At 66.2% G+C, this 23,728-nt stretch carries 28 protein-coding genes; 6 read left to right on the forward strand and 22 right to left on the reverse strand.

The genetic code is table 11. From position 1 onward, the window contains the following. Positions 1-68 precede the first annotated feature (68 nt). Entirely contained in the window at positions 69-965 is an 897-nt protein-coding gene (gene xerD / locus V9K84_RS16200; RefSeq protein WP_043863189.1) for a site-specific tyrosine recombinase XerD, read from the reverse strand. A gap of 68 nt (positions 966-1,033) precedes the next feature. Here xerD and V9K84_RS16205 point away from each other — a divergent pair, with 68 nt between their 5' ends. Further along, positions 1,034-2,836 (forward strand): sodium:proton antiporter, encoded by a 1,803-nt coding sequence (locus V9K84_RS16205; RefSeq protein ID WP_078480092.1) that lies wholly within the window; start codon positions 1,034-1,036, stop codon positions 2,834-2,836. 21 nt (positions 2,837-2,857) lie between these two features. Here V9K84_RS16205 and V9K84_RS16210 read toward each other — a convergent pair whose 3' ends face one another. From V9K84_RS16210 to ffh, 6 genes are all read right to left on the reverse strand, one after another. Further along, positions 2,858-3,265, reverse strand: coding sequence for an acyl-CoA thioesterase (locus V9K84_RS16210; RefSeq protein WP_043863187.1), 408 nt, complete (start codon positions 3,263-3,265; stop codon positions 2,858-2,860). Positions 3,266-3,361: 96 nt separating this feature from the next. Beyond that, positions 3,362-3,712, reverse strand: coding sequence for a 50S ribosomal protein L19 (gene rplS / locus V9K84_RS16215; protein ID WP_043863186.1), 351 nt, complete (start codon positions 3,710-3,712; stop codon positions 3,362-3,364). A gap of 42 nt (positions 3,713-3,754) precedes the next feature. After that, entirely contained in the window at positions 3,755-4,507 is a 753-nt protein-coding gene (gene trmD / locus V9K84_RS16220; protein ID WP_043863185.1) for a tRNA (guanosine(37)-N1)-methyltransferase TrmD, read from the reverse strand. 3 nt (positions 4,508-4,510) lie between these two features. Further along, entirely contained in the window at positions 4,511-5,047 is a 537-nt protein-coding gene (rimM, locus tag V9K84_RS16225) for a ribosome maturation factor RimM (protein ID WP_043863184.1), read from the reverse strand. 5 nt (positions 5,048-5,052) lie between these two features. Beyond that, entirely contained in the window at positions 5,053-5,304 is a 252-nt protein-coding gene (gene rpsP, locus V9K84_RS16230) for a 30S ribosomal protein S16 (protein ID WP_028942918.1), read from the reverse strand. Between the two features lie 238 nt (positions 5,305-5,542). After that, positions 5,543-6,919 (reverse strand): signal recognition particle protein, encoded by a 1,377-nt coding sequence (gene ffh, locus V9K84_RS16235; protein WP_338791324.1) that lies wholly within the window; start codon positions 6,917-6,919, stop codon positions 5,543-5,545. A 205-nt stretch (positions 6,920-7,124) separates the two neighbouring features. Here ffh and ccsA point away from each other — a divergent pair, with 205 nt between their 5' ends. The 3 genes from ccsA to V9K84_RS16250 all read left to right on the forward strand — a co-directional run bounded on the left by ccsA (position 7,125) and on the right by V9K84_RS16250 (position 10,522). Continuing rightward, positions 7,125-7,928: a cytochrome c biogenesis protein CcsA gene (gene ccsA, locus V9K84_RS16240; RefSeq protein ID WP_162484878.1), complete on the forward strand. Its 804-nt coding sequence runs from the start codon at positions 7,125-7,127 to the stop codon at positions 7,926-7,928. 10 nt (positions 7,929-7,938) lie between these two features. After that, positions 7,939-9,138, forward strand: a complete 1,200-nt coding sequence (locus tag V9K84_RS16245) for a transporter associated domain-containing protein (protein WP_088514564.1) — start codon at positions 7,939-7,941, stop codon at positions 9,136-9,138. 73 nt (positions 9,139-9,211) lie between these two features. Further along, the gene (locus tag V9K84_RS16250; RefSeq protein ID WP_043863180.1) at positions 9,212-10,522 is read left to right on the forward strand and encodes an MFS transporter; all 1,311 of its coding nucleotides are present in this window, start codon (positions 9,212-9,214) and stop codon (positions 10,520-10,522) included. A gap of 101 nt (positions 10,523-10,623) precedes the next feature. Here V9K84_RS16250 and purT read toward each other — a convergent pair whose 3' ends face one another. The 5 genes from purT to V9K84_RS16275 form a co-directional block, all read right to left on the reverse strand. Beyond that, positions 10,624-11,805 (reverse strand): formate-dependent phosphoribosylglycinamide formyltransferase, encoded by a 1,182-nt coding sequence (gene purT / locus V9K84_RS16255; protein ID WP_054915034.1) that lies wholly within the window; start codon positions 11,803-11,805, stop codon positions 10,624-10,626. Between the two features lie 71 nt (positions 11,806-11,876). Next, the gene (locus V9K84_RS16260) at positions 11,877-12,344 is read right to left on the reverse strand and encodes a VUT family protein (RefSeq protein ID WP_043863178.1); all 468 of its coding nucleotides are present in this window, start codon (positions 12,342-12,344) and stop codon (positions 11,877-11,879) included. A gap of 62 nt (positions 12,345-12,406) precedes the next feature. After that, the gene (locus V9K84_RS16265) at positions 12,407-12,619 is read right to left on the reverse strand and encodes a DUF1289 domain-containing protein (RefSeq protein WP_043863177.1); all 213 of its coding nucleotides are present in this window, start codon (positions 12,617-12,619) and stop codon (positions 12,407-12,409) included. Next, positions 12,619-13,143: a gamma carbonic anhydrase family protein gene (locus tag V9K84_RS16270; protein WP_054915036.1), complete on the reverse strand. Its 525-nt coding sequence runs from the start codon at positions 13,141-13,143 to the stop codon at positions 12,619-12,621. Before V9K84_RS16270 ends, V9K84_RS16265 begins: the two co-directional genes overlap by 1 nt. A gap of 40 nt (positions 13,144-13,183) precedes the next feature. Beyond that, positions 13,184-13,783, reverse strand: a complete 600-nt coding sequence (locus tag V9K84_RS16275; RefSeq protein ID WP_043863175.1) for a CoA pyrophosphatase — start codon at positions 13,781-13,783, stop codon at positions 13,184-13,186. A 131-nt stretch (positions 13,784-13,914) separates the two neighbouring features. Here V9K84_RS16275 and V9K84_RS16280 point away from each other — a divergent pair, with 131 nt between their 5' ends. Together V9K84_RS16280 and V9K84_RS16285 are read left to right on the forward strand one after the other, a co-directional pair. Then, on the forward strand, positions 13,915-14,463 hold the full coding sequence (locus tag V9K84_RS16280; RefSeq protein ID WP_043863174.1) for an NUDIX hydrolase: 549 nt from the start codon (positions 13,915-13,917) through the stop codon (positions 14,461-14,463). 34 nt (positions 14,464-14,497) lie between these two features. After that, the gene (locus V9K84_RS16285; protein WP_088514565.1) at positions 14,498-15,055 is read left to right on the forward strand and encodes a L,D-transpeptidase family protein; all 558 of its coding nucleotides are present in this window, start codon (positions 14,498-14,500) and stop codon (positions 15,053-15,055) included. A 90-nt stretch (positions 15,056-15,145) separates the two neighbouring features. Here the strand turns inward: V9K84_RS16285 and V9K84_RS16290 are convergent, their stop codons facing one another. From V9K84_RS16290 to gspD, 10 genes are read right to left on the reverse strand one after another with little or no spacing between them, the layout of a single operon-like run. Continuing rightward, the gene (locus V9K84_RS16290) at positions 15,146-15,769 is read right to left on the reverse strand and encodes a general secretion pathway protein GspN (protein ID WP_088514566.1); all 624 of its coding nucleotides are present in this window, start codon (positions 15,767-15,769) and stop codon (positions 15,146-15,148) included. Positions 15,770-15,789: 20 nt separating this feature from the next. Next, a complete protein-coding gene (gene gspM / locus V9K84_RS16295; protein WP_054915041.1) occupies positions 15,790-16,176 on the reverse strand; it encodes a type II secretion system protein GspM in 387 nt (128 codons plus the stop codon). Beyond that, complete coding sequence (locus tag V9K84_RS16300; RefSeq protein ID WP_168186834.1) at positions 16,173-17,273, reverse strand: type II secretion system protein GspL; 1,101 nt, start codon at positions 17,271-17,273, stop codon at positions 16,173-16,175. Before V9K84_RS16300 ends, gspM begins: the two co-directional genes overlap by 4 nt. Further along, entirely contained in the window at positions 17,270-17,857 is a 588-nt protein-coding gene (locus V9K84_RS16305) for a prepilin-type N-terminal cleavage/methylation domain-containing protein (protein WP_054915042.1), read from the reverse strand. The genes V9K84_RS16300 and V9K84_RS16305 overlap by 4 nt, the downstream gene beginning before the upstream one ends. Continuing rightward, positions 17,854-18,222: a type II secretion system protein gene (locus V9K84_RS16310; protein WP_054915043.1), complete on the reverse strand. Its 369-nt coding sequence runs from the start codon at positions 18,220-18,222 to the stop codon at positions 17,854-17,856. The genes V9K84_RS16305 and V9K84_RS16310 overlap by 4 nt, the downstream gene beginning before the upstream one ends. Continuing rightward, the gene (gspH, locus tag V9K84_RS16315; protein ID WP_054915044.1) at positions 18,219-18,659 is read right to left on the reverse strand and encodes a type II secretion system minor pseudopilin GspH; all 441 of its coding nucleotides are present in this window, start codon (positions 18,657-18,659) and stop codon (positions 18,219-18,221) included. The genes V9K84_RS16310 and gspH overlap by 4 nt, the downstream gene beginning before the upstream one ends. A gap of 2 nt (positions 18,660-18,661) precedes the next feature. Next, positions 18,662-19,096 (reverse strand): type II secretion system major pseudopilin GspG, encoded by a 435-nt coding sequence (gene gspG, locus V9K84_RS16320; protein ID WP_043860627.1) that lies wholly within the window; start codon positions 19,094-19,096, stop codon positions 18,662-18,664. A 13-nt stretch (positions 19,097-19,109) separates the two neighbouring features. Then, positions 19,110-20,312, reverse strand: a complete 1,203-nt coding sequence (gene gspF, locus V9K84_RS16325; protein WP_088514567.1) for a type II secretion system inner membrane protein GspF — start codon at positions 20,310-20,312, stop codon at positions 19,110-19,112. A gap of 3 nt (positions 20,313-20,315) precedes the next feature. Next, complete coding sequence (locus V9K84_RS16330) at positions 20,316-21,764, reverse strand: ATPase, T2SS/T4P/T4SS family (protein WP_078480108.1); 1,449 nt, start codon at positions 21,762-21,764, stop codon at positions 20,316-20,318. A 5-nt stretch (positions 21,765-21,769) separates the two neighbouring features. Further along, positions 21,770-23,725 (reverse strand): type II secretion system secretin GspD, encoded by a 1,956-nt coding sequence (gspD, locus tag V9K84_RS16335; RefSeq protein WP_043860630.1) that lies wholly within the window; start codon positions 23,723-23,725, stop codon positions 21,770-21,772. Between the last annotated feature and the right edge of the window lie 3 nt (positions 23,726-23,728).

The raw sequence follows: 23,728 nt of genomic DNA on the forward strand, positions 1-23,728 counted from the left end.
CGCGAAAGCGTACCACATTCGCCGCCCTGCATTGACTGCTGGCGACGCATGCAATGTGCGATCAGCGCTCAGCCGCGCGGGTGATGACGGGCATGCAGTTCCTGCAGGCGGGCGCGGGCCACATGGGTGTAGATCTGGGTGGTCGACAGGTCGCTGTGGCCCAGCAGCATCTGCACCACGCGCAGGTCGGCGCCGTGGTTGAGCAGATGGGTGGCGAAGGCATGGCGCAGGGTGTGCGGCGACAGCGCCTTGCCGATCCCGGCCACCTGGGCCTGGTGCTTGATGCGGTGCCAGAAGGTCTGGCGGGTCATCTGCTCGCCACGCTGGCTGGGGAACAAGACATCGCTGGGGCGGCCGTTGAGCAGTTCGACGCGGCCGTCGCGCAGGTAACGTTCTACCCACACCACCGCCTCCTCCCCCATCGGCACCAGGCGCTCCTTGCTGCCCTTGCCCATCACCCGCAGCACGCCCTGGCGCAGGTTGACCTGATCGAGGGTCAGGCTCACCAGCTCGGTGACGCGCAGCCCGCAGGCATACAGCACCTCGAGCATGGCGCGGTCGCGCTGGCCGATGGCCTCGCCAAGGTCGGGAGCCTTCAACAGGGCCTCCACATCGGCCTCGGACAGCGACTTGGGCAACGGCTTGCCCAGTTGCGGCATGTCGACCTGCAGGGTCGGGTCGAGGGCGATCAGCTTCTCGCGCAGCAGGTAGCGATAGAAGCCACGCGCGCCCGACAGGAACCGCGCCGTGGAACGGGGCTTGTAGCCCTGGTCGAGGCGCCATGCCAAGTGGTCCAGGATCAGCTCGCGACCGGCATCGGGCAACACCATGCCACGTTCCTGAAGCCAGCCGTTGAACAGGGCCAGGTCGCTGCGGTAGGACGCTCGGGTGTTGTCGGAAAGCCCCTTTTCCAGCCACAGGGCGTCGAGGAACTGGTCGATCAGCGGGTGGTCGATAGCGGGCATGAAGACTCGGTGGTAGGCCGTAAAAATACCGCTAGTCTTCCATAACACCGCCGGCATAGGGAGCCCGAATGAACGAACAAGAGATATTGCTGGCATTCGGCGGGATCGGTGTCGCGGCCCTGGGCTGCCAGTGGCTGGCCTGGCGGCTGAAGCTGCCGGCGATCCTGTTCCTGCTGCTCAGCGGCATAATGGCCGGGCCGATCCTGGGTTGGCTCGACCCGCAGGAAATGTTCGGCCCGCTGCTGATGCCGCTGGTGTCGCTGGCGGTGGCGCTGATCCTGTTCGAGGGCAGCCTGACCCTGCACCTGTCGCAATGGCGCGAGATCGGCACGGTGGTGCGGCGCATGGTGACCCTCGGCGCGCTGTCCACCTGGGTGGTGATCAGCGCGGCCACCCACTGGCTGCTGGGGTTCGACTGGCTGCTGGCGATCCTGTTCGGCACCCTGACCCTGGTCACCGGGCCGACCGTGATCGTGCCGATGCTGCGGGTGGTACGGCCCAAGGCGGCGGTGGCCAACATCCTGCGCTGGGAAGGCATCGTCATCGACCCGATCGGCGCCCTGCTGGCGGTGGTGGTGTACAGCTTCATCATTGCCAGCGCCGCTGGCGACGGCCTGAGCCAGAGCCTGCTGACGTTCGCCGGGGTGATCCTGTGCGGCAGCGCCTTCGGCGTGGCCGGTGGCTGGCTGCTGGGCCAGGTGATCCGCCATCAATGGCTGCCCGAGTACCTGCACAACCTGGCCTCGCTGGCAGCGGTGCTGGGGATCTTCATCGCCTCCAACCAGGTGATGCACGAGTCGGGGCTGCTGGCGGTGACCCTGATGGGCATGTGGCTGGCCAACATGAAGGGCGTGGATGTGCGCCAGATCCTGCACTTCAAGGAGAACCTCAGCGTGCTGCTGATCTCCGGCCTGTTCATTCTGCTGGCGGCGCGCCTGGACCTGAATGCCCTGCTCGGCCTGGGCCCTGCGGTGCTGGCCCTGCTGCTGGTGATTCAGCTGATTGCGCGGCCGCTGAACGTGGCGCTGTCGACCTGGGGCTCGCAGCTCAACTGGCGCGAGCGTGCGCTGCTGGCCTGGATCGCCCCGCGCGGCATCGTGGCCGCGGCAGTGTCGGCGATTTTCGCGATTCGCCTGGACGAGGCCGGGCACGCGGGGGCCTTGCTGCTGGTGCCGCTGACGTTCGCGGTGATCATCGGTACGGTGGTGCTGCAAAGCGCCACGGCGCGGCCGCTGGCGCGCCTGCTCAAGGTGGCCGAGCCTGCCCCCAGCGGGTTTCTGATCGTGGGCGCCAACGCGCCGGCCAGGGCCCTGGGCACGGCCTTGCAACAACTGGGCAGCCGGGTGCTGCTGGCCGATTCGAGCTGGGAGAACATCCGCGCGGCGCGCATGGAGGGGTTGCCGACCTATTTCGGTCACCCGGCCTCGCAGCATGCCGATGCGCACCTGGACCTTGTAGGCCTGGGGCACCTGCTGGGGCTGTCGCCGGCGGGCGAGCTCAACACCCTGGCATGCACGCGCTTTCGACATGATTTCGGGCATCAGCGTCTGTTCGTGCTGGCCAGCGGGCTGGAGCGCCAGCGCAGCGACAAGCACCGCGCCAGTGACGAACATCGCGGGCGCCTGTTTGGCAGCCAGGCGTTGACCTATGTGCAACTGGCCAACCTGTTCAACCAGGGCGCCGAGCTGTACACCACGCACCTGACCGAGGCGTTTGGCTGGGCGGACTACCAGGCGTTGCATGGCGATCGCGCGACCTTGCTGTTTGCCCGCGATGCCAGTGGCTGGGTGTATGTGGTAGGGCCGGATACGGCGTTGAAACCGGGGCCTGGGTGGACCCTGGTGGCGCTGGTCCAGCCGCAGGCAGGTTGATCGTGCGGGCTTGTTGGCCGTTCAGAAGCCGGGCAACACCGGCACCGGCCGCTTGTCTTCGTCGATGGCGACGAAGCTGAACAACCCGTGAATCGCCTTCTCGCGACTGTCGCAGCTCATGCTTTCGACAAACACCTCCACCTCGACCTTCAGGCTGGTGGTACCCACCTTCACCACCGTCCCCACCAGCTCCACGATCGAGCCGGCGGCAATCGGGTGCTTGAAGTCGATGCGGTCGGTCGACACCGTCACCAGCGGCAAGCGGCAGAAGCGCGTGGCGGCAATGAACGACACCTCGTCCATCCACGCCAGCGCGGTGCCGCCAAACAGGGTGTTGTGATGGTTGGTGGTCGAGGGGAACACCGCCTTGGTCACGCGGGTCACCGACAACTGGGTACGGCGCTGGATCTCTTGCTCTCTACTGTTCATGACATCTCTGAAACACGAATGACGGACAACAAAAAAGCAGCCCGAAGGCTGCTTTCTTTTCGCATGGCGGTCCCGTGCCCGCCGGTCAAACTAGCCTCAGGCCAGTTTTTCCTTGATGCGAGCGGCTTTGCCGGACAGGTCGCGCAGGTAGTACAGCTTGGCTTTACGCACGTCACCACGACGTTTCACGGCCAGGCTGTCGATCTGCGGGCTGTAGGTCTGGAAAGTACGCTCTACGCCAACACCGTTGGAGATTTTACGAACAGTGAAAGCACTGTTCACACCACGGTTACGCTTGGCGATAACAACACCTTCGAACGCCTGCAGACGCGAACGGTCGCCTTCCTTCACTTTCACCTGAACGACAACAGTGTCGCCTGGGGCAAAGGTCGGGATCTCTTTGGTCATCTGCTCGGCTTCGAGTTGCAGAATGATTTTGTTGGTCATGCTGTGCTCCTAAGATAGGTCGTCAGACCCACCATCGATACGTTAACTATCGTCCCGCTCTCGGAGATACTCCTCGAGCAGCTTCTTCTCTTCTCCAGAAAGTGAGCGACTTTCCAGAAGATCGACGCGTCGTTCATAGGTCCGCCCAAGGGACTGCTGTAAACGCCAGCGCCGGATGTGTGCATGGTTGCCACTGAGCAACACGTCGGGAACACGCTGATCCGCATACACCTCCGGTCGGGTGTAGTGCGGGCAATCGAGCAGACCATCGGTGAAGGAGTCTTCCTCCGCCGAGTCCGCATGCCCTAAAGCTCCGGGCAGCAGCCGCGTAACCGCATCGATCAGGACCATCGCCGGCAGCTCGCCGCCAGACAGTACATAGTCGCCAATCGACCACTCTTCATCGACATGAGCCTGAATGAACCGCTCGTCAATGCCTTCATAACGACCTGCGATGAGAATCAACGACTCTGCATTCGCCAGTTCGCGTACCGCAGACTGATTCAGCTGACGGCCTTGTGGCGACAGGTAGATCACCTTCGCCGCTTCCCCTGCCTGCTGCCTGGCCTGAACCAGCGCATCTTCCAGGGGCTTGATCTTCATCACCATGCCCGGACCACCGCCAAACGGCCGATCATCCACGGTGTGGTGGCGATCTGTGGTGTAGTCCCGCGGATTGTGGCAGGTCAGTTGCAACAACCCCTGCTTCACCGCGCGGCTGGTAATGCCGTACTCACTGATGGCCGAGAACATCTCGGGGAACAACGTAATGACTTCGACACGAAGGCTCGCCATCGTCTAGAAGTCCGCGTCCCATTCCACCCTCATTTCGCCTGCAGCCAGGTCGACCTTCAACACGCACTGCCCGGTATAGGGCAACAGGCGTTCACGATCATCCAGGCTGCCCACGCAGGGCTTGACCACCATTACATCGTTCGCGCCGGTCTCCAACAGGTGATCAACCGTGCCGAACAGCTGTTCGTCCTGGTTGATGACTTTCAGACCTACCAACTGGTACCAGTAGTACTCGTCTTCGGTCAGGTCGGGCAAAAGGCTACGCGAGATGCAAATCTCGTAACCGCTCAGAAGACGGGCTTCATCGCGATCGTCGAGGCCTTTGAGCTTGGCAACCAGATCCTTTTGAGTGGATCGGCCGCTGACCAGCTCGACCTGCTTGACCACACCTTCGCGCCGGAGCGTCCAGTTGCGGTAATCCAACAGGTTTTCAATCGGATCGGTAAAGGAAAAGACCTTCACCTCGCCGCGAACGCCGTGAACCGAAAAAATCTTGCCAACAACGATCAGGTCGTCAGCTTTTTCTGGCGTCGCGCTCATACTATTCAGGCAGCAGCCTTAGCAGCATCTTTCAGCAGTTTTGCAACGCGCTCGGATGGCTGTGCGCCAACGCTCAGCCAGTGAGCAACGCGATCCTGCTTAACGGACAGGCGAACTTCCTGGCCACGAGCGATAGGGTTGAAGAAACCAACCTGCTCGATGTGCGAACCGGTAACCGGGTTACGCGAGTCGGTCACGGTCAGGGTGTAGAATGGGCGCTTTTTGGAGCCGCCACGGGCAAGACGGATGGTTAGCATAGAACATCGTTCCTGTAGTCGGTGCTGCAAATCATAATGCACAGCGGGCACACGGGTGCCCGAAAGGCCGCATATTCTCAAGGAATACACGGACTTTTGCAAATGCCTTTTAACGGCGAGCGACAAGCCGCCGTGCTGATCTGCGAATGAGCCGCTTCTGTATATAGAAGGCGGCACGGGTCCCGCCAGCGGCGGGGTTCCGGTCGGTGCCCCACGGGAGGCACCGGCCTGAATGTGGTTACAGCTTGGGCATGCCGCCGCCAGGCAGCATGCCGCCAAGGCCGCGCATCATCTTCGACATGCCGCCCTTGGTGGAAAACTTCTTCATCATCTTCTGCATCTGCTTGTGCTGCTTGATCAAGCGGCCGATGTCCTGCACCTGGGTGCCCGAGCCCATGGCGATGCGGCGCTTGCGCGAACCGCTGATCAGCTCGGGGTCGCGGCGCTCGGCCGGGGTCATGGAGTTGATGATCGCCTCCATCTGCTTGAACTGCTTCTCTGCCGCGCCCTGGGCATTGCCCATCTGCGACAGGTTGACGCCGCCGATGCTCGGCATCTTGTCCATCAGGCCGCTCAGGCCGCCCATGTTCTTCATCTGCTGCAGCTGGTCGCGGAAGTCCTCGAGATCGAAGCCCTTGCCCTTCTTCAGCTTCTTGGCCAGCTTGTCGGCCTTTTCCTTGTCCAGGGTCTGCTCGGCCTGCTCGATCAGGCTGAGCACGTCGCCCATGCCCAGGATCCGCGAGGCAATGCGGTCCGGGTGGAACGGTTCGAGCGCTTCGCTCTTCTCGCCCATGCCGATGAACTTGATCGGCTTGCCGGTGATCGCGCGTACCGACAGCGCGGCACCGCCACGGGCATCACCGTCGACCTTGGTCAGGATCACGCCGGTCAGCGGCAGCGCCTCGCCAAACGCCTTGGCGGTGTTGGCGGCGTCCTGGCCGGTCATGGCATCGACCACGAACAGGGTCTCGATCGGTTTGACCGCAGCGTGCAGCTGCTTGATCTCGTCCATCATCTCGGCATCGATGTGCAGACGCCCGGCGGTGTCGACGATGACCACGTCGATGAACTTGAGCTTGGCTTCGCGAATCGCCGCCTCGGCGATGGCCACCGGCTTCTGGGTGATGTCCGACGGGAAGAAGGTCACGCCGATGTCGTTGGCCAGGGTTTCGAGCTGCTTGATGGCCGCCGGACGGTACACGTCGGCCGACACCACCATCACGCTCTTCTTCTTGCGCTCCTTGAGAAAGCGCGCCAGCTTGCCGGCGGTGGTGGTCTTGCCCGCACCCTGCAGGCCGGCCATCAGCACCACGGCAGGCGGCGCGCTGTTGAGCGCGAGGTCTTCGTTGGCCGCGCCCATCAGCTCTTCGAGTTCGGCCTGGACGATCTTCACGAACGCCTGGCCAGGCGTCAGGCTGCGCGACACCTCGGTGCCGACCGCGCGTTCCTTGACCTTGTTGACGAAATCCTTGACCACCGGCAGGGCGACGTCGGCCTCGAGCAACGCCATGCGCACTTCGCGCAGGGTGTCTTTAATATTGTCCTCGGTGAGCTTGGCTTTACCGGTGACATGGCGCAGCGTCTGTGACAGACGGTCGGTCAGGTTTTCAAACATGGGGATCCTTTCAGGCTCTGTAGAACCGAGGTTTATCAGCTGCCCCTGGCGCATTCGGCCAGCCTTGGGCAAGGGCAGGCCGGCGATTATAGCGAAGACTCGCGCACGCGCACACCATGGCGTCGGCCACCAGTCTTCCTTGGCAGGCGCGTTGTATGCCAAACTCAGGGCCTTTCGGGCTTGCCTAACAGGACTTATGCTCCCCTTGTCACCCAGCTTGCTACCCAATCTGATCGCCGCCTGCCTGTACGCCGCCGCGATTTTCTATCAAGGCACCCGCCTGGCCCGAGGCACCAAGGCCGACAAGCGGCTGCTCGGAATGCTCGGCGCCTTCGCCGTGGTCGCTCAGGGCACCGCGTTGTGCTGGCAGCTGCTCACGCCGCTGGGCCTGAGCCTGGACTTCTTCAGCGCCGCCAGCCTGATCGCCACCGCAGTGATTGCCCTGACCCTGGTCGCCACCCTGCGCATCCCGGTGGAGAACCTGTTGCTGCTGCTGTTCCCGCTGGGCCTGCTGACCGCGCTGATGGCGCAGTTCGCGCCCTCGGGCACGGTGCCACTGGTCAACGAGGAGCCCGGCATCCTGGCGCATATCCTGCTGTCGATCCTGGCCTACGGGCTGTTCACCATCGCGGTGTTCCAGGCCTTGCTGCTGCTGGTGCAGGATTACCAGCTCAAGCACAAGCACCCCTCGGGCCTGATCCGCAACTTCCCGCCGTTGCAGACCATGGAGAGCCTGCTGTTCGGCTTCCTGTGGGCCGGCTGGGCGCTGCTGTCGCTGTCGCTGATCTCCGGCTGGCTGTTCCTGGACAACCTGTTCGCCCAGCACCTGGTACACAAGACCCTGCTCGCCTGCGTGGCCTGGATCGTCTTCGGCGTCCTGCTGTGGGGCCGCACCCGCCTGGGCTGGCGCGGTCACAAGGCGATCCGCTGGACCCTGGCCGGTTTCTGCCTGCTGATGCTGGCGTATTTCGGCAGCAAGCTGGTACGCGAATTCATTCTGCATATCTGACAGGCGACCTATGAACACTCTGCCGTTAGGCCCACAGGTCGCGGTACTGGCACTGACCCTGGTGTGGTCGGCGCTGTTCAGCGCAGTGGATGCCGCCCAGCAGCAACAGGGCGGCACCCGCCGCAATGGCCCCAGAAGCGAACGTGCACTGATGCTGGGCGCCACCCTGGGCAAGCTGCTGGTGTTCGCCCTGGCCTCGCTGCTGGGCTTTGCCCATGCCGGCGAGCGCGGCTTCTGGCTGGCCTGCGCGGCAGCGGCACTGGCCGTGCTGGTGCTCACCGACTACCTCCCCCGCCAGCTGGCCCGACGCTACCCCGACGCCCTGCTGGGCCTGGGCGAGAGCCTGCTCAAGGTGCCGCTCATGCTGCTGCAGCCACTGGCCTGGCTGCTCGATGGCGTTGCACGCCTGTTGCTGCGCCCCTTCGCGGGCAAGGTCACGGCCGTCACCCAGCATGACAATCGCCACGACACCCCCGGTGCCTCCGGTGCGCCGGACGAGGAACATGCCCAGCACAGGAGCGACCTGCTCGGCAGCCTTCAGGCGCTGGACAAGGTGACGGTCAACGACATCCTGGTGCCGCGCAACGATGTCGACGGGATCAACCTCGACGAGCCGATCGAAAAGATCATCGAGCAACTGATCGTCAGCCGTCACACCCGCCTGCCGGTGTTCCACAGTGATATCAACCAGGTCGAGGCGATCCTCAACACGCGCCAGATCAGCCACCTGCTGCCCAAGGCCGAGCTGACCCTGGCCAACCTGCTGGCGGCGTGCTACGAGCCATACTTCGTGCCCGAAAGCACCCCGCTGCAGCTGCAACTGCTGAACTTTCACAAGCAGCAGCGGCGCCTGGGCGTGGTGGTGGACGAATATGGCGAAGTGCAGGGCATCGTCACCCTGGAAGACATTCTTGAAGAGATCGTGGGCGAGTTCGAGGAAGAGCACAGCCTGGACAACCCACACATTCACCCGCAGCCCGATGGGCGCTACGTGATCGAGGGCAACATTTCGATCCGCGAGCTCAACCGCAGCCTGGGCTGGCACCTGCCCAGCGACGGCCCGAAAACCCTGAACGGCCTTGTGACCGAGGCGCTGGAAAGCATCCCCGCCAGCGCGGTGTGCCTGAAAATGGGCCGTTATCGCATGGAAATCCTCGAAACCGAGGACAATTGCGCCAGCCGCATACTGGTCTGGACCGTTTCCCGCTAGCTATACTCGAGCCCGCCGGCGCTTGCCCGCGGCAGGTGCCGGAGCCTTCGCAGCACTCGACAGGGAAACGTTCATGACGACCAGCAGCACCTATAACAACAACGATGAAACCGCAGCGCCCCCAGTCAACTCGCCCGCCCGGGTAGCCACGGCCAGCTTCATCGGCACCGCCATCGAGTTCTACGACTTCTACGTATACGCCACGGCAGCGGCCCTGGTGATCGGCCCGGTGTTCTTCCCGCAGACCTCGGGCACCGCGCAGATGCTCTCGGCCTTCCTCACCTTCGGCATCGCGTTTCTGGCGCGCCCGCTGGGTTCGGCGCTGTTCGGCCATTTTGGCGACCGCATCGGCCGCAAGTCGACGCTGGTGGCCTCGCTGCTGCTGATGGGCATCTGCACCACGCTGATCGGCGTGCTGCCGGGTTACGACAGCATTGGCGCCTGGGCACCGATCCTGCTGTGCCTGCTGCGCTTCGGCCAGGGCCTGGGGCTGGGCGGCGAATGGGGCGGTGCAGCGCTGCTGGCCACCGAGAACGCGCCCAAGGGCAAGCGGGCGTGGTTCGGCATGTTCCCGCAGCTGGGCCCTTCGATCGGCTTTCTGGCGGCCAACGGCCTGTTCCTGACCCTGGCCATGACCCTTTCCGACGAGCAGTTCCGCAGCTGGGGCTGGCGCATTCCGTTCCTGCTCAGCGCCGCGCTGGTGATCGTGGGGCTGTATGTGCGGCTCAAGCTCGAGGAGTCGCCGGTGTTCGCCAAGGCCGTGGCGCGCCACGAGCGGGTGAAGATGCCGGTGGTCGAGCTGTTCGCACAGTACTGGGCGCCGACCCTGCTGGGCGCGGCGGCGATGGTGGTGTGCTACGCGCTGTTCTACATCTCGACGGTGTTCTCGCTGAGCTACGGGGTATCGACCCTTGGCTACAGCCGCGAGACCTTTCTGGCACTGCTGTGCTTTGCGGTGGTGTTCATGGCCCTGGCCACGCCGCTGTCGGCCTGGCTGAGCGACCGGTACGGGCGCAAGCCGGTGCTGATCGTGGGTGGGGTACTGGCCATCCTGTCGGGATTCACCATGGAGCCGCTGCTGACGTCGGGGTCGACCGCGGGCGTGGCGCTGTTTCTGGCCATCGAACTGTTTCTGATGGGGGTGACGTTCGCGCCGATGGGGGCGCTGCTGCCTGAGCTGTTCCCCACGCACGTACGCTATACCGGGGCCTCGGCGGCGTACAACCTGGGCGGGATCGTCGGGGCCTCGGCGGCGCCGTTCTTTGCACAGAAGCTGGTGGCCATGGGCGGCCTGAGCTGGGTGGGCGGGTATGTGTCGGCGGCGGCAGTACTGAGCCTGATTGCGGTGCTGTGCCTGAAAGAGACCCGGCATACGGAACTCTGAAGACAGGCTGCTGCGCAGCTATCGCGGGTCAGGCCCGCTCCCACAGGCATCATCACTGTCCCTGTGGGAGCGGGCCTGACCCGCGATGAAGTATCGAAGCCTTACAGCTCTACGTTGACTGCCTGCGAAGCCCGGGTCGCCTTGGCCCGCGCGGCTTCGATCGACTCGTCACGCGCCAGGCACACGCCCATGCGCCGCTGGCCATTCACCTCTGGCTTGCCAAACAGGCGCAGCGCGGTGTCCGGCTCGCTCAGCGCCGCGCCGAGGTTGGCGAAGGCGGTCTGCTGCGAAGTGCCTTCCACCAGAATCACCGCCGAAGCCGACGGCCCGAACTGGCGAATCAGCGGAATCGGCAGGCCCAGGATCGCCCGCGCATGCAGCGCGAACTGCGACAGGTCCTGGGAGATCAGGGTCACCAGGCCAGTGTCGTGCGGGCGCGGCGAGACTTCGCTGAACCACACCTGGTCGCCCTTGACGAACAGCTCCACGCCGAACATGCCGCGACCACCCAGGGCCTCGGTCACCGCACGCGCCACGCGCTCGGACTCGGCCAGCGCCTTGGGGCTCATCGCCTGCGGCTGCCACGACTCCTGATAATCGCCCTTCTCCTGGCGATGCCCGACCGGCGCGCAGAAGGTGGTGCCGCCCACATGGCGCACGGTGAGCAGGGTGATCTCGTACTCGAAGTCGATGAAGCCCTCGATGATGACCCGGCCCTTGCCGGCACGCCCGCCTTCCTGGGCATAGTCCCAGGCAGCCTGCACGTCATCGACGCCCTTGAGCAGGCTCTGGCCCTTGCCCGACGAGCTCATCACCGGCTTGACCACACACGGGAAGCCGAGGTCTTCGACGGCCTTGCGGTAGTCTTCGAAGGTGTCGGCAAAGTGGTAAGGCGAGGTTGGCAGGTCCAGCTCCTCGGCGGCCAGGCGGCGGATGCCCTCGCGGTTCATGGTCAGCTGCGCGGCGCGTGCGGTCGGCACCACGGTAAAGCCTTCGGCTTCCAGCTCCACCAGGGTGGCGGTGGCGATGGCTTCGATTTCCGGCACGATGTAGTGCGGCTGCTCGGCCTCGATCACTGCGCGCAGGGCGGCGCCATCGAGCATGTTGATCACGTGGCTGCGGTGCGCCACCTGCATGGCCGGGGCATCGGCGTAACGGTCCACGGCAATCACTTCAACGCCCAGGCGTTGCAGCTCGATCACCACTTCCTTGCCCAGTTCGCCACAGCCACACAGCAGTACTCGGGTCGCGGTCGGCGACAAGGGGGTTCCGATACGGGTCATCTCAGGTCCTCAGAGGGAAGGAATCCAGGGCCGCCCCAGCACGGTGCAACCCGGTGAAAAGAAGCGCCATTTTACATGGCGCAGGCGTTCTTGCGTGCGCGCCAGGCCATCGCAAGCCACACCACCGTCACCCCGGCGAACTTGGAGCCCAGCGCGGTACCGACCACGGCCGGGGTAAGTGCGCCGATCATGCCGAAGAAGATGAAGGTATCCAGCGGGATGCTCAGCGCCGAGCTGAGCCACAGGCGGTCATGCAACGGGCGCTTGGTGATGCTGAACACCAGCCAGTCGATCAGCTCCGATACCGCGAACGCGGTGGCGCTGGCCAGGGCGATGGCAGGCTCGGAGGTGATATAGGACAGCACCAGGGCGCCAAGCATGGCCAGCAGGGCGCCGTGGCCGAAGCGGGTCTGCACCATGTCGCGCAGGATGAACACCAGCCCGCCCCAGGCGGACCAGATGACGTCCAGGTGCGGGGCACTGGAGAACGCGTAGTTGATCAGCACCACGCTGGCGATATAAGCAATCAGAAAGAACATAGAAACACCGGTTGGCAAGCCGTACAGGGTACTTGAGTGCCCCCGCACGGCCAAGCCCGGGATCAGCCGGCGGCCTTGCCCACCGTCATCACCAGGCCCGCCGCCACGGCGCGCTCATGGCACAGCACCAGCACCTGGCGCCGTTCGTCGTTGGCCATGCGGCCCCAGCGCGTGATCTCGCTGGCGGTGCGTTGGCAGCCGGTGCAGATATCCTGCTCGTCCAGCGCGCAGATATGCACGCAAGGCGAGGCCACCGGTCGTTCAGGGCTGCTCATCAGTCCTCCTGGGGTACAAGGTCACGGGCATAGCGCTGGGCGTTGTGCACATAGTGGGCAGCGCTGGCCTCGAGCAGTTGCTGCTGCGCCGGGGTCAGTTCGCGCACCACCTTGCCCGGCGAGCCGACCACCAGCGAACCATCGGGAATCTCGCGCCCCTCGGGCACCAGCGCATTGGCGCCGATGATGCAGTGCTTGCCGATGCGCGCACCATTGAGGATCACCGCGCCGATGCCCACCAGGCTGTAGTCGCCGACCGTGCAGCCATGCAGCATGGCGTTGTGGCCGACCGTCACGCCCTTGCCCAGGGTCAGTGGCCAGCCCATGTCGGTGTGCATCACCGTACCGTCCTGCACGTTGCTGTTCTCGCCGATGTCGATCAGCTCGTTGTCGCCGCGCAGCACCGCGCCGAACCAGACGTTGGCCCCCGCCTGCAGGCGTACCTTGCCGATCAGCGTGGCGGTGGGCGCTACCCAGCTCTGTGGGTGGGTTTCGACGCGCAGGTCGCCCAGACGGTATTTCATGCGTGGTTCCTCACGGTGGGAAGGCGGCGGGTGGGCCCGCTCATCTTGTAGGGGTGCGCTCAGGCGGATGGTGCAGGCTGATGCGCGCATCGTAAAGCAGGTTGACCAGCTCGACGATCATGATCGCCGACAGGCCCCAGATCTTGTACTCGCCGAAACGGTAGCTGGGCACGTACCAGCTGCGGCCCTGGTAGTCGATGCGGTGGGTATGGTCGCGCGGGTCCTGGCGGAAGAACTCCAGCGGCACGCTGAACACCGCGGCAATCTCGGCATCGTTGGCGCGGTACTCGACATAGTCGGGAATCAGCCCGACAAACGGCGTGACCTTCAGCCCGTGCAACGAAACCAGCGGGCTCAGCGGGCCGATGACTTCGACCAGCCCGGGCGGCAGGCCGATTTCCTCCTCGGCCTCGCGCAGCGCGGTGAACACCAGGTCCGGGTCTTCGGGGTCTCGCCGCCCGCCGGGGAAGGCCACTTCGCCGCCATGGGTCGAGAGCCCCTTGGCGCGCAGGGTCAGCACCAGTTCGGGCGACTCGCTGCGGGTGATGGGCAATAACACGGCAGCCTCGGGGAACCGACGATCGGTCTCCAGGGTGCCCGGCGTGTGACTGCTCATTCGGCGAAGTAACTCGTCCAGCATGGTCTCTCTCGTTCTGTCGGGTCTCTGCATGATGCACCAAAGGCGCAGCCCGCCCAAGCCCCCGCGACAATCGCGCTTGCGGGCCTGCGCGCACTGGCGCGAAGATAGGCGCAGCCACCAGGAAGATAAGCATGAATTACTGCAGTGCGTGCGGCAAACCGGTCACTCATCGCATCCCCGACGGCGACAACCGCCTGCGTCATGTCTGCGATCATTGCCACACCATCCATTACCAGAACCCCAATATCGTCGCCGGCGTGCTGCCCAGCCATGGCAGCCAGGTGCTGCTGTGCCGACGCGCCATCGAGCCGCGGCGTGGCTACTGGACCCTGCCGGCCGGCTTCATGGAAAACGGCGAGACCATGGAGCACGCCGCCCGCCGCGAGGCCGACGAGGAAGCCTGTGCGCGCCTGGGGCCGATGGCCCTGTACCAGCTGTTCGACCTGCCGCACATCAACCAGGTGCACGTGTTCTACCGCGCCGAGCTGGCCGACCTGGCATTTGCGGTGGGCGTCGAGAGCCTGGAAGTGCGCCTGTTCGAGGAAAGCGAGATCCCCTGGGACGAGCTGGCTTTCAGGACCGTGAGTCGTGCCCTAGAATGCTACTATCTCGACCGCCAGGGGCAGCACTACCCGGTACGCACCGAATGCCTGTCCCCGCGGGTCGAACCGCTCACTTGAACCCATACGTCGCCACTTTCAGGGATACCGTTTCATGCGCTGGTTGCTTGCCCTCTTCTGCCTCGGTGTGGCGTCGGTGTCCCACGCGGCGTTTACCGAAACCATTGTGCGAAAACCGCTTGGCCAGGTGACGCCCTCGACCCCGGCGCCCACCCCCTCCGGCGCCCCGTTGATCGACAAGGTGCTGGTGATCAAGTCCGAACGCCGCCTGCAACTGATGAGCGGCGACACCTCGATGAAGAGCTACCGCATCTCGCTGGGCAAGCAGCCCACCGGTGCCAAGCTGCGCGAGGGCGACAAGCGCACGCCCGAGGGGTTGTACTGGCTCGACTGGCGCAAGGTGTCCGACCGTTACAACCTGGCCATCCACGTCTCCTACCCCAATGTCAGCGACTCGGCCCGTGCCCGCCGCGAAGGGGTGAAGCCGGGCAGCATGATCATGATCCACGGCACCCCGGACAGTGCGGACTACCCCGAGGCGCTGTTCCACACCCTGGACTGGACCGAAGGCTGCATCGCCATGACCAACCGCGACATGCGCGAAGTGTGGAACCTGGTCAGCGACGGCACGCTGATCGAGATTCGGCCCTGACCGAGCGTGCCCCTTCCCCGGCTCCTACCTGCCACCCCCCCCAAACCTGCAGGAGCCGGCCTTGCCGGCGAAAAAGCGCCCACTGGCGAATCACCAGTTGAAGGACCACCGCACCGCGTGCTCTCCGGCCTGCAGCCACTGCCCGCCGACCAGCACCGGATACAATGCCGCCCCCTGCTCCACCTGCCCTTGCAGCGTACCGCCTGCCACCCCGGCATCCAGCGCCAGGTGGTGCTGACCCGCCGCCGCCAGTCGCGCCGATAGCCGCCAGCCTTCGTTGCACACCACGCGCACCTCGCCGCGCCCCAGGGCCAGCGTCCATGGCGCCACCAGGGCCAGCTGATCCGCCACCAGCGCACCCTGCCCGCTCACGCACCGCGCGCCACGCCCACTCAGTGCCAGTTGCCCCGACCACTCACCCCCCAGGCGATACGCCGAAGCCACACGGCTGGCCGGCCCCTGCGGCATGACGCTCGCTTGCCAGTCCCACGGCCAGCCGCGCAATACCAGCCCCCAGCGCTGGCCCTGATACCCTGCCTGCACCTGCACCGCCCACGGGCGCACCTGCCAGCTCAACGGGCCAACGTCGCCGATCCGCCCGGCCTGCCCCTGCCACACGCTACCGGCCACGTCCTGCGCAGGCCACGGCGCAACCTTGAACAACCAGCGCGCCGGCAACCCCGCCAGCAACGTCAGGCAGAACACCAACAGCATCCACCCCAACCTCCTGCGGCTCATCGCGCCAGCACCAGATCGAAACTCAGGCCCGACGGCGCCTGCTCCAGCCCCCATTGAAGCGGCTGAACGCCTTCACGCTGCAAGCTCAGCAACCACGCCTGAAGCCGCCGCTCGTCCTTGACCTGGCCGCGCACCTGCCACCCCGCGTCAACCGGCTGCACGTCGCTGAGCACGAGCTGCTGCGCCGCAGCCGACTGCTGCAATCGCTCCAGCGTCACCTCGGCGCCTGAGTGCATGGCCGTCGCCGAGGCGGCCAGTTCGCGCCACTGCGAAAGCTCGCGCCATTGGCCAAGGCCTTCGCGCACCACCAGGCTCAACAGCAAGAGGGCCACTGCGGTCCAGGCCAGCGGCATCAACCAGCGCCGTGCGGTGACGCTGCTCATGCTCCTGCCCCCAGGTCGAACACCAGTTGCACGGCATCTGCCGTGGTCGGCTGCACCGCCACCTGCGCCCCGGCACTGGCGGCCATGGCAGCCCACGGCGTGTCCGACGGTGCCTGCGCACCCTGCAACTGCAAGGTCCAGCGTGTGCCATCAAAGCGCGCACGCTGCAGCCGCCAGCCAGGCTGCGCCGAAAGCCACTGCACCATGGCGCCCTGCAATGCCTCCAGCTGGCGCAGTCGCAGGTTGCGCTCATCCCGCGTCTGGCGCTCGCGCTTGAGCCACTGCGTAGCCTGGCGCGGGGTACTCAGCGGCCCGGTCACGGCCACCACCTGCGCCTTGTACAGCGTGACCTGGCGCCACTGCAGGCCGAGCCACAGGCCACACCACACCACACCCAGCACGGCGCAGGCCGTCGCCAGGCGCCGTTGCCCCTGTGCCAGGTGCGGTCGCGCGCGGGGCGTGCGGCGCAGCTCGAACAGGCCGGGCAGACGTTCCAGCGCCGCCAGCGACGCCGGCCACGCGCCCTCGAATGCCTGCACCTGCCTGTCGCACCACACCGGCGGCGGGGTTGCCCCCAGCGCCGTCGGCCAGGCCAGCCACGCCTGGCGCCGGTCGGCGCCACAACTCTTGAACAGGCTCAGGTCCGGGCTGCGTCGCCAGCACCAGGCATCGCCGGGGGCAAGCTCCGGCAGCAGCTGGAACTCCGCCCAGCAGCGCTCGACCTGCAGGCCCCAGCCCTGGCAAGCCTGCAACCAGCCCGCCAGGCGTTGCCGGTCAATCACCGCCAGCTCAAGCCATCCCGAACCTCGCGACACACAACCGACATGGATCGCCTCGGCTGGCTGCAACACGCGATCTTCAAGCAGCAATGGCCACTCTTCACGCTTGAGACCCGGCGGCGCCTGCAAATGGAAGTGCGCGCATTCACTGCCCGGCACCACCAGCGCCACGCGACCGGCACCTTCCGGCGGTTGCCCGTGCCCCGCGCGCAGCACCTCACCGGCCCGCACCTGCAGCCAGCTCCAGCCGGCCTCATCGGGGCGCACCAGCAACCACGACCCAGGCTGGCGCCGTCGCCAGTATCGAATGTCAATCATTGGCTCTCCGGCAGGGCAAACGTACACACATAGGGGGCTCCATCACGCTGGAACTCGAGCCGTACACCACGATCGGGCGCAGCGCGTTCGGCAGAGGGCCAGGCCAGCCAACGGCTGCCCTGGCGAAATTCGAAAACGGGGCTGGACACCCCGGTCAGGCTGTCGCGCAGCACCCAGTGCGGGCGCTCGACGGCATACAGGTCGGCAGAGGTCTCCAGCAGCAGGCGTGCATCGCGCCGGTCATAGCGCAGGCGTTGGCGCTGCAAGCGCGAGCCGCCTTCGGCCGCCGGCCACGCCGCCAGCGCCACCCATTGCAGCTGCAACTCGGCAGGCTGCCAGTCCAGCCAGTTCAAGGCCAGGGGCAGGCGCTGCTCGTACAACTGGCGCAGCACCGTGGCGTCGAAGCGGCGCTCCAGCCCGAGGCAGAAGCTCAGCACCGGGCTCGCCTGCGGCGCTTGGTCGAGTCGCTCACGTACGCTCAGCCAGCCATTGACCAGCGCCGCCAGCAGCACGCCCAGTACAGCGGTCAGTGCCAGCGCCACCAGCAGTTCGAGCAGGGTCAGGCCCTGCTGCCTGCGCCTCACGGGCGCACCAGAAACAGGCGGTACTGACCCAGCGGCTCACGTTCATCGCGGTCGGCAAACAGGCGCAGTTCGCCACCGCGCAGGTTGCGCACGCCGGTGGAACCCAGTTGCAACCGCCAGTGGCAGGTGCCCGGCCCCTGACGCAGCTCGCCGCTACTCAGTGCCTGCGCCGGCCAGTACTGCTCCACCACAAAGCGCGCCTGCAGTTCCCGGGCACACAGGCTGCCCAACCAATGCTGCTGCACGCCCTGCTGCACCACCAGGCGCTGGCGCAGTACCTGGCTGCTGATGATCGCCATGGTCGCGGCGATGCCCAGGGCCACGCTCACTTCGAGCAGAGTGAAACCACGCTGGCGAGCCTTCATGGCACGTTCACCACCTGCAGGCCGGCAGCATGACGCCAGTGCCAGCGCTGCCGGCCCTCGGCCCAGCGCCACTCCAGCCTCACCGGTCGGGCCAGCCCGGAGGGGGTGAACATCACCCGTGGCGTGCTGCCCGCAGGCCAGTCCGGGCGCAGCCCGGCCGGCCACTCGCCCAGCGCCACCGGCTCCACCTGCCACTGGTCGCCCTCGACCAGGCGCACGAACTCGGGCCGCTGCCCGTTCCAGCGCAGGCCGCGCACCTGCCCGCCATGCAGGGCCAGGTCGGCCTGCGCCCGCGACGCCGCGGCCAGGCGCTCCAGGGCCTGGTGCAAAGGCGCCTTGGCACTGTCGAGCGAGGCCACCGCCAGGGCGCTCATCAACCCGGCGATGGCGATCACCACCAGCAGTTCCAGCAGGGTGAAGCCACGCTGGGCCGGCATGCCTAGAGGTCCCAGTTACCGATGTCGGCATCAATCCCCTCGCCGCCCTCCACCCCGTCGGCACCCAGCGAATAGATGTCGATGCGCCCATGCTGTCCCGGCGCCCGGTACTGGTAGGGTGTGGCCCACGGGTCCTGCGGGAGCCTGCGAATATAGCCATCGGCCCGCCAGGCACGCGGCACCGGCTCGGCCTGCGGCTTGCTCACCAGGGCCGACAGCCCCTGCTCGGCGGTGGGGAAGCGCAGGTTGTCGAGGCGGTACATGTCCAGCGCCTGCTCCAGGCTCGACAGGTCGGCCATCACCTTCTGCTTCATGGCCTTGTCCTGGCTGCCCAGCACACTGGGCGCCACCAGCGCGATCAGCAGGCCGATGATGAAGATCACCACCATGATTTCCATCAGGGTGAAGCCGTGCTGGCGGGAACGTCGTGTCTGCATGGTAGTGCTCCTATTAAAATGTGAGGCCCTGGTTGAGCTGCATGATCGGCAACAGCACCGCCAGCACGATGAACAGCACCACCGCGCCCATGACCAGGATCATCAGTGGCTCGAACAACGCCATCACGGTGTCGACCTGACGGGCAAAGCCGCGCTCCTGGTTGTCGGCCACGCGCTCGAGCATGTCGGGCAAGGTGCCGCTGGCCTCGCCGCTGGCGACCATGTTCAGCAGCATCGGCGGGAACTGCCCGCTGGCATCCAGCGCGCGGTGCAGGCTGACGCCGCCTTGCACATCGACCTGCACCCGCTCCAGCGCCAGGCGAATGCGTCGGTTTTCCAGGGTGGCGGTGGCCACCTGCAAGGCTTCGAGCAGCGGTACCCCGCTGCCGACCAGAATCGCCAGGCTGCGCGACAGCCGCGCGCTTTCCAGCACCCGCAGCAGCGCACCCACGCGCGGCAGGCGCAACAGCAGGTCGTCACGGCGCAGGCACCAGTGCGGCCGACGCAGCAGCCGCGCCGCGCCTGCCGCCCCCAGCACCGCGGCGCCCAGCAGCCACGGCCCGGCCAGCAACAGGGCTTCGCTGGCGCCGATCAGCAGGCGCGTGATCAACGGCAGGCTCTGCCCGGAATGGGCGAATTGTTCGGTCAGCCTGGGCACCACGAAGCTCATCAGGCCGACCACCACCGCCAGCGACACCCCCATCAGCACGCACGGGTAGATCAGCGCGGTACGCGCCTTGTGCTGCTGGCGCTGCACCTGCTCAAGGTGGTCGGCCAGGCGTTCCAGCACCTGGGCCAGGCGCCCCGAGCGTTCGCCGGCCTCGACCAGCGCGCAGTACAGCGCTGAAAACACCCCGCCCTGGCGTGCCAGGCTGCGGGCCAGGCCCAGCCCCTCTGCCAGCGCGCCGCGCACCCCCACCAGCAGATTGCGCAAGGCCGGCTCCACCAACTGCCGCTCAAGGGTGGCCAGGGCATCCACCAATGCAATGCCGGCCCCTGTCAGCGTGGCCAGTTGCCGGGTCAATTCACACAGCTGTGCGCGGCTCACGCGCTGGCGCCGTGGCAACACCTGCGCGTTGCCCTGCACCTGCAACTGGCGCGCGAACAGCCCCTGTTCGCGCAGCAACTGGCGGGCATGGCGCTCGCTTTCGGCCTGCAGGCTGGCCTTGAGGGTGCGCCCGGCGAGGTCAACGGCCTGGTATCGGTAGGTCGGCATGGCTCAGCCCTGCACCGCGCGCAGCACTTCGGCCAGGCTCGTCTGGCCCTGGCGCAGGCACTCGCTGGCCATGCCGGCCAGGCTCTGGCGCCGGCCCTGCAGATGCGCCTGCATGGCCACCTCACTGGCCCCGTCATACAGCAGGCCGATCAGCCCGGCGTCCAACTCGATGAACTCATACAGCCCCAGCCGGCCGCGATAGCCGCTGCCCTGACACTGTGCGCAGCCCACTGCGTGATAACTGTGCTCAAGCTCGACCAGCTCCGGCCACAACGCCCGCTCGGCCGCCTGCAATGGCTGCGCCACGGCGCAACTGCACAGGCGCCGCACCAGGCGCTGGGCCATGACCCCGCGCAGGCACGAGGCAATCAGAAAAGGCTCCACGCCCATGTCGCGCAGGCGCGTCACCGCGCCCACCGCACTGTTGGTGTGCAGGGTCGAAAGCACCAGGTGGCCGGTGAGGCTGGCCTGCACCGCAATCTGCGCGGTTTCGCGGTCGCGGATTTCGCCAAGCATGATCACATCCGGGTCCTGGCGCAGAATCGCGCGCAAACCGCTGGCGAAGGTCAGCCCGGCACGCGGGTTGATGGCGGTCTGGCCGATGCCGGTGATGGCGTACTCCACCGGGTCCTCGACGGTGAGGATATTGCGGCTGCCGTCGTTCAGGCTGTTGAGGCTGGCGTACAGCGTGGTGGTCTTGCCCGAACCGGTCGGGCCGGTGCTCAGCACGATACCGTTGGGTCGCCCCAGGCAGGCGCGCAGGCCCGCCTCGACGGCACCGGGCATGCCCAAGTTGCCCAGCGAGAGCAGGCTGGCCTGCTTGTCGAGCACGCGCATCACCACTCGCTCGCCGTGGATACCCGGCAGCGTCGAGACACGCACATCGACCTCGCGCCCACCCGAGCGCAGGGTGATGCGCCCGTCCTGGGGCTGGCGCTTCTCGGCGATGTCCAGGCGCGCCATGACCTTGATCCGCGACACCAGCATGGCCGACAGCGCACGTGGCGGGCGCAGCACCTCACGCAGGTGGCCGTCGACCCGCAGGCGCACCACCAGGCTCTGCTCGAAGGTTTCCACATGGATGTCCGAGGCCTGCTGACGCAGCGCCTCGCCGAACAGCCCGTTGATCAGGCGGATCACCGGGGCTTCGTCATCGCTTTCGAGCAGGTCCTCGACCCGCGGCATCTCGCTGATCAGGCCGTCCAGGTCGACCTGTTCGCCAATGCCCTCGATCAGCGCCGCTGTGGCGTTCTCGCCGGCCTGGTACAACTGGCCCAGGCGCGTGTCGAACTCCCCCGCGTCGAAATGGCACACGGTCTGGGGCGCGCCATACACCCGCAGCAGCTCGTGCAACTGGTCGCTGTCGACATCCGGGCGCAGCCACAGGCTCCAGCCGTCGGCGCCAGGCGCCATGGCCAGCCCGCCCTGGCGCGCCAGGCGATAGGGCAGCAACGGCTTCACCAGGTGCCCTCGTCCAGGCGCTGGCGGCTGGCCGGGAACACCCGCAGCAACTCGCTGCCATCGGCCAGGCTGGGCAGGGCAAGCGGCGTGGTCTGTTGCAGGCTGCGGTATTTTTCGCTGCTGAGGCTGGTCAGGCTGGCCCCGTCACGCAGGATCCGCGGGCGGATGAACACCATCAGGTTCTGCTTCACGCCACGGCTGGCATCGGAGCGGAACAACCGGCCCAGCCCTGGGATATCCCCCAGAAACGGCACCTTCTGATGGCTGGAGGTGACCTCGTCGCTGATCAGCCCGCCGAGAATGATCAGGCCGTTGTCCTCGACCATGACCTTGGTCTTGATCTCGCGCTTGTTGGTGATCACGTCGCTGGCCGCAGCGGTGTCGGCAATCGACGAGACCTCCTGCACGATGTCCAGGCGCACGGTGTTGTCACTGTTGATCTGCGGCTTGATGCGCAGTTTTACACCGACCTCCTTGCGCTCGATGGTCTGGTAGGGGTTGGTGTTGTCCTGGGTTACCGAGCCGGTCACGAAGGGCACTTCCTGGCCGACCAGGATCGACGCCTCGGCGTTGTCCAGGGTCAGCAGGGTCGGGGTCGACAGCAGGTTGAAGCCACTGTTGCTCTTGAGTGCATTGACCAGCATGGCGAAGTTGAAGCCGCCGCCGAAGTTGCCGATGCCGGCCGTCACGCCGTTCACGCCCGACAACAGTTTGCCCAGCGCCGCGTTGTCGCCGCTGGCCACGGCCCCGGCAATGCCGGTGATGCTGGCACCGCCGGTACCGAAGTTGACTGCGCCGGCACCGAATTTCTCGTCGGCGAACAGCCACTGCACGCCCAGCTCCTGGGCCCGCGAGTCGGACACTTCGGCGATGATCGCCTCGACCACCACCTGCGCACGGCGGATGTCCAGTTGCTCGACGATGGTGCGGTAGGCCGCCAGCTCGCTGTCGGGCCCGACCATGACCACGGCGTTGGTACCCTCCTCGTATTCCAGGCGAATGCCCGAAAGGTTGACCGGCACGGGCGCCTTGGCGTCCTTGTCAGCTTCGCCCGGCGCAGCGCCGGCATCCTGGCTGAGGCTGCGCAACACCTTGACCACCTCGCCGGCATTGGCGTGACGCAGGTAGATCACCTGGGTGTTGGAGCTGCGCAATGCGTCGCCGGGGCGGTCCAGCTGCGCCAGCAAGGCACGCACGCGCTCGCGGCTGTCGGCACTGCCGCGCACCAGCAGGGCATTGCTGCGCGGGTCGGCGACCACCTGGGCACTGTCGGCGCCCTGCTCGCGGGCCAGCAGGCGGGTAATCAACTGGCTGGTATCGCTGGCGCTGGCATGGTGCAGCGGCATCACCTGCAGCGGCTCCTCGCTGACCTGATCGAGCTGGCGCAGCAGGCTGTCGATGCGCTCCAGGTTGCTGCGCCAGTCGGTCACCACCAGCAGGTTGGCGGCCGGGTACGGCGTGATCACCCCCACACGGGGGTCGATCAGCGGCTTGAGGATCGCCAGCATCTGTTCGCTGGCGGCGTTGCGCACGTTGAACACCCGGGTGGCGATGCCATCGCTGCCGGCCTGGGCCTTGCGCCCGCTCTCGACGGGCACCGGCTCCAGCCGCGCCGCCTGATCGGGCACGATCTTCACGCTGCCGTTGGGCAGGTCCACTGCAGCAAAGCCCTGGGCCCGCAGCTGGGCCAGGAAGATATCGTAGATCGCCTCGCTGTCGTGACGGTCCACCGTACGTACCGTGACCTTGCCTTTTACCCGCGGGTCGACGATGAACGTGGTCCCGGTGATGCGCGACACGCTGTCGATGAACTCGCCCAGGTCGGTGTCGACGAAATTCACCTCGTACAGCGGTGTACCGTCTTCGTCCGCTACCGCTTCGGGCTCGTCGAACGCCCAGGCCAGGTTGAGCCCCAGGGCCAGTACGCCAGCCACGCAGAATCTTGCGATCATCCC

This window comes from Pseudomonas sp. AE27 (assembly GCF_037113495.1).
GTDB lineage: Bacteria > Pseudomonadota > Gammaproteobacteria > Pseudomonadales > Pseudomonadaceae > Aquipseudomonas > Aquipseudomonas palmensis.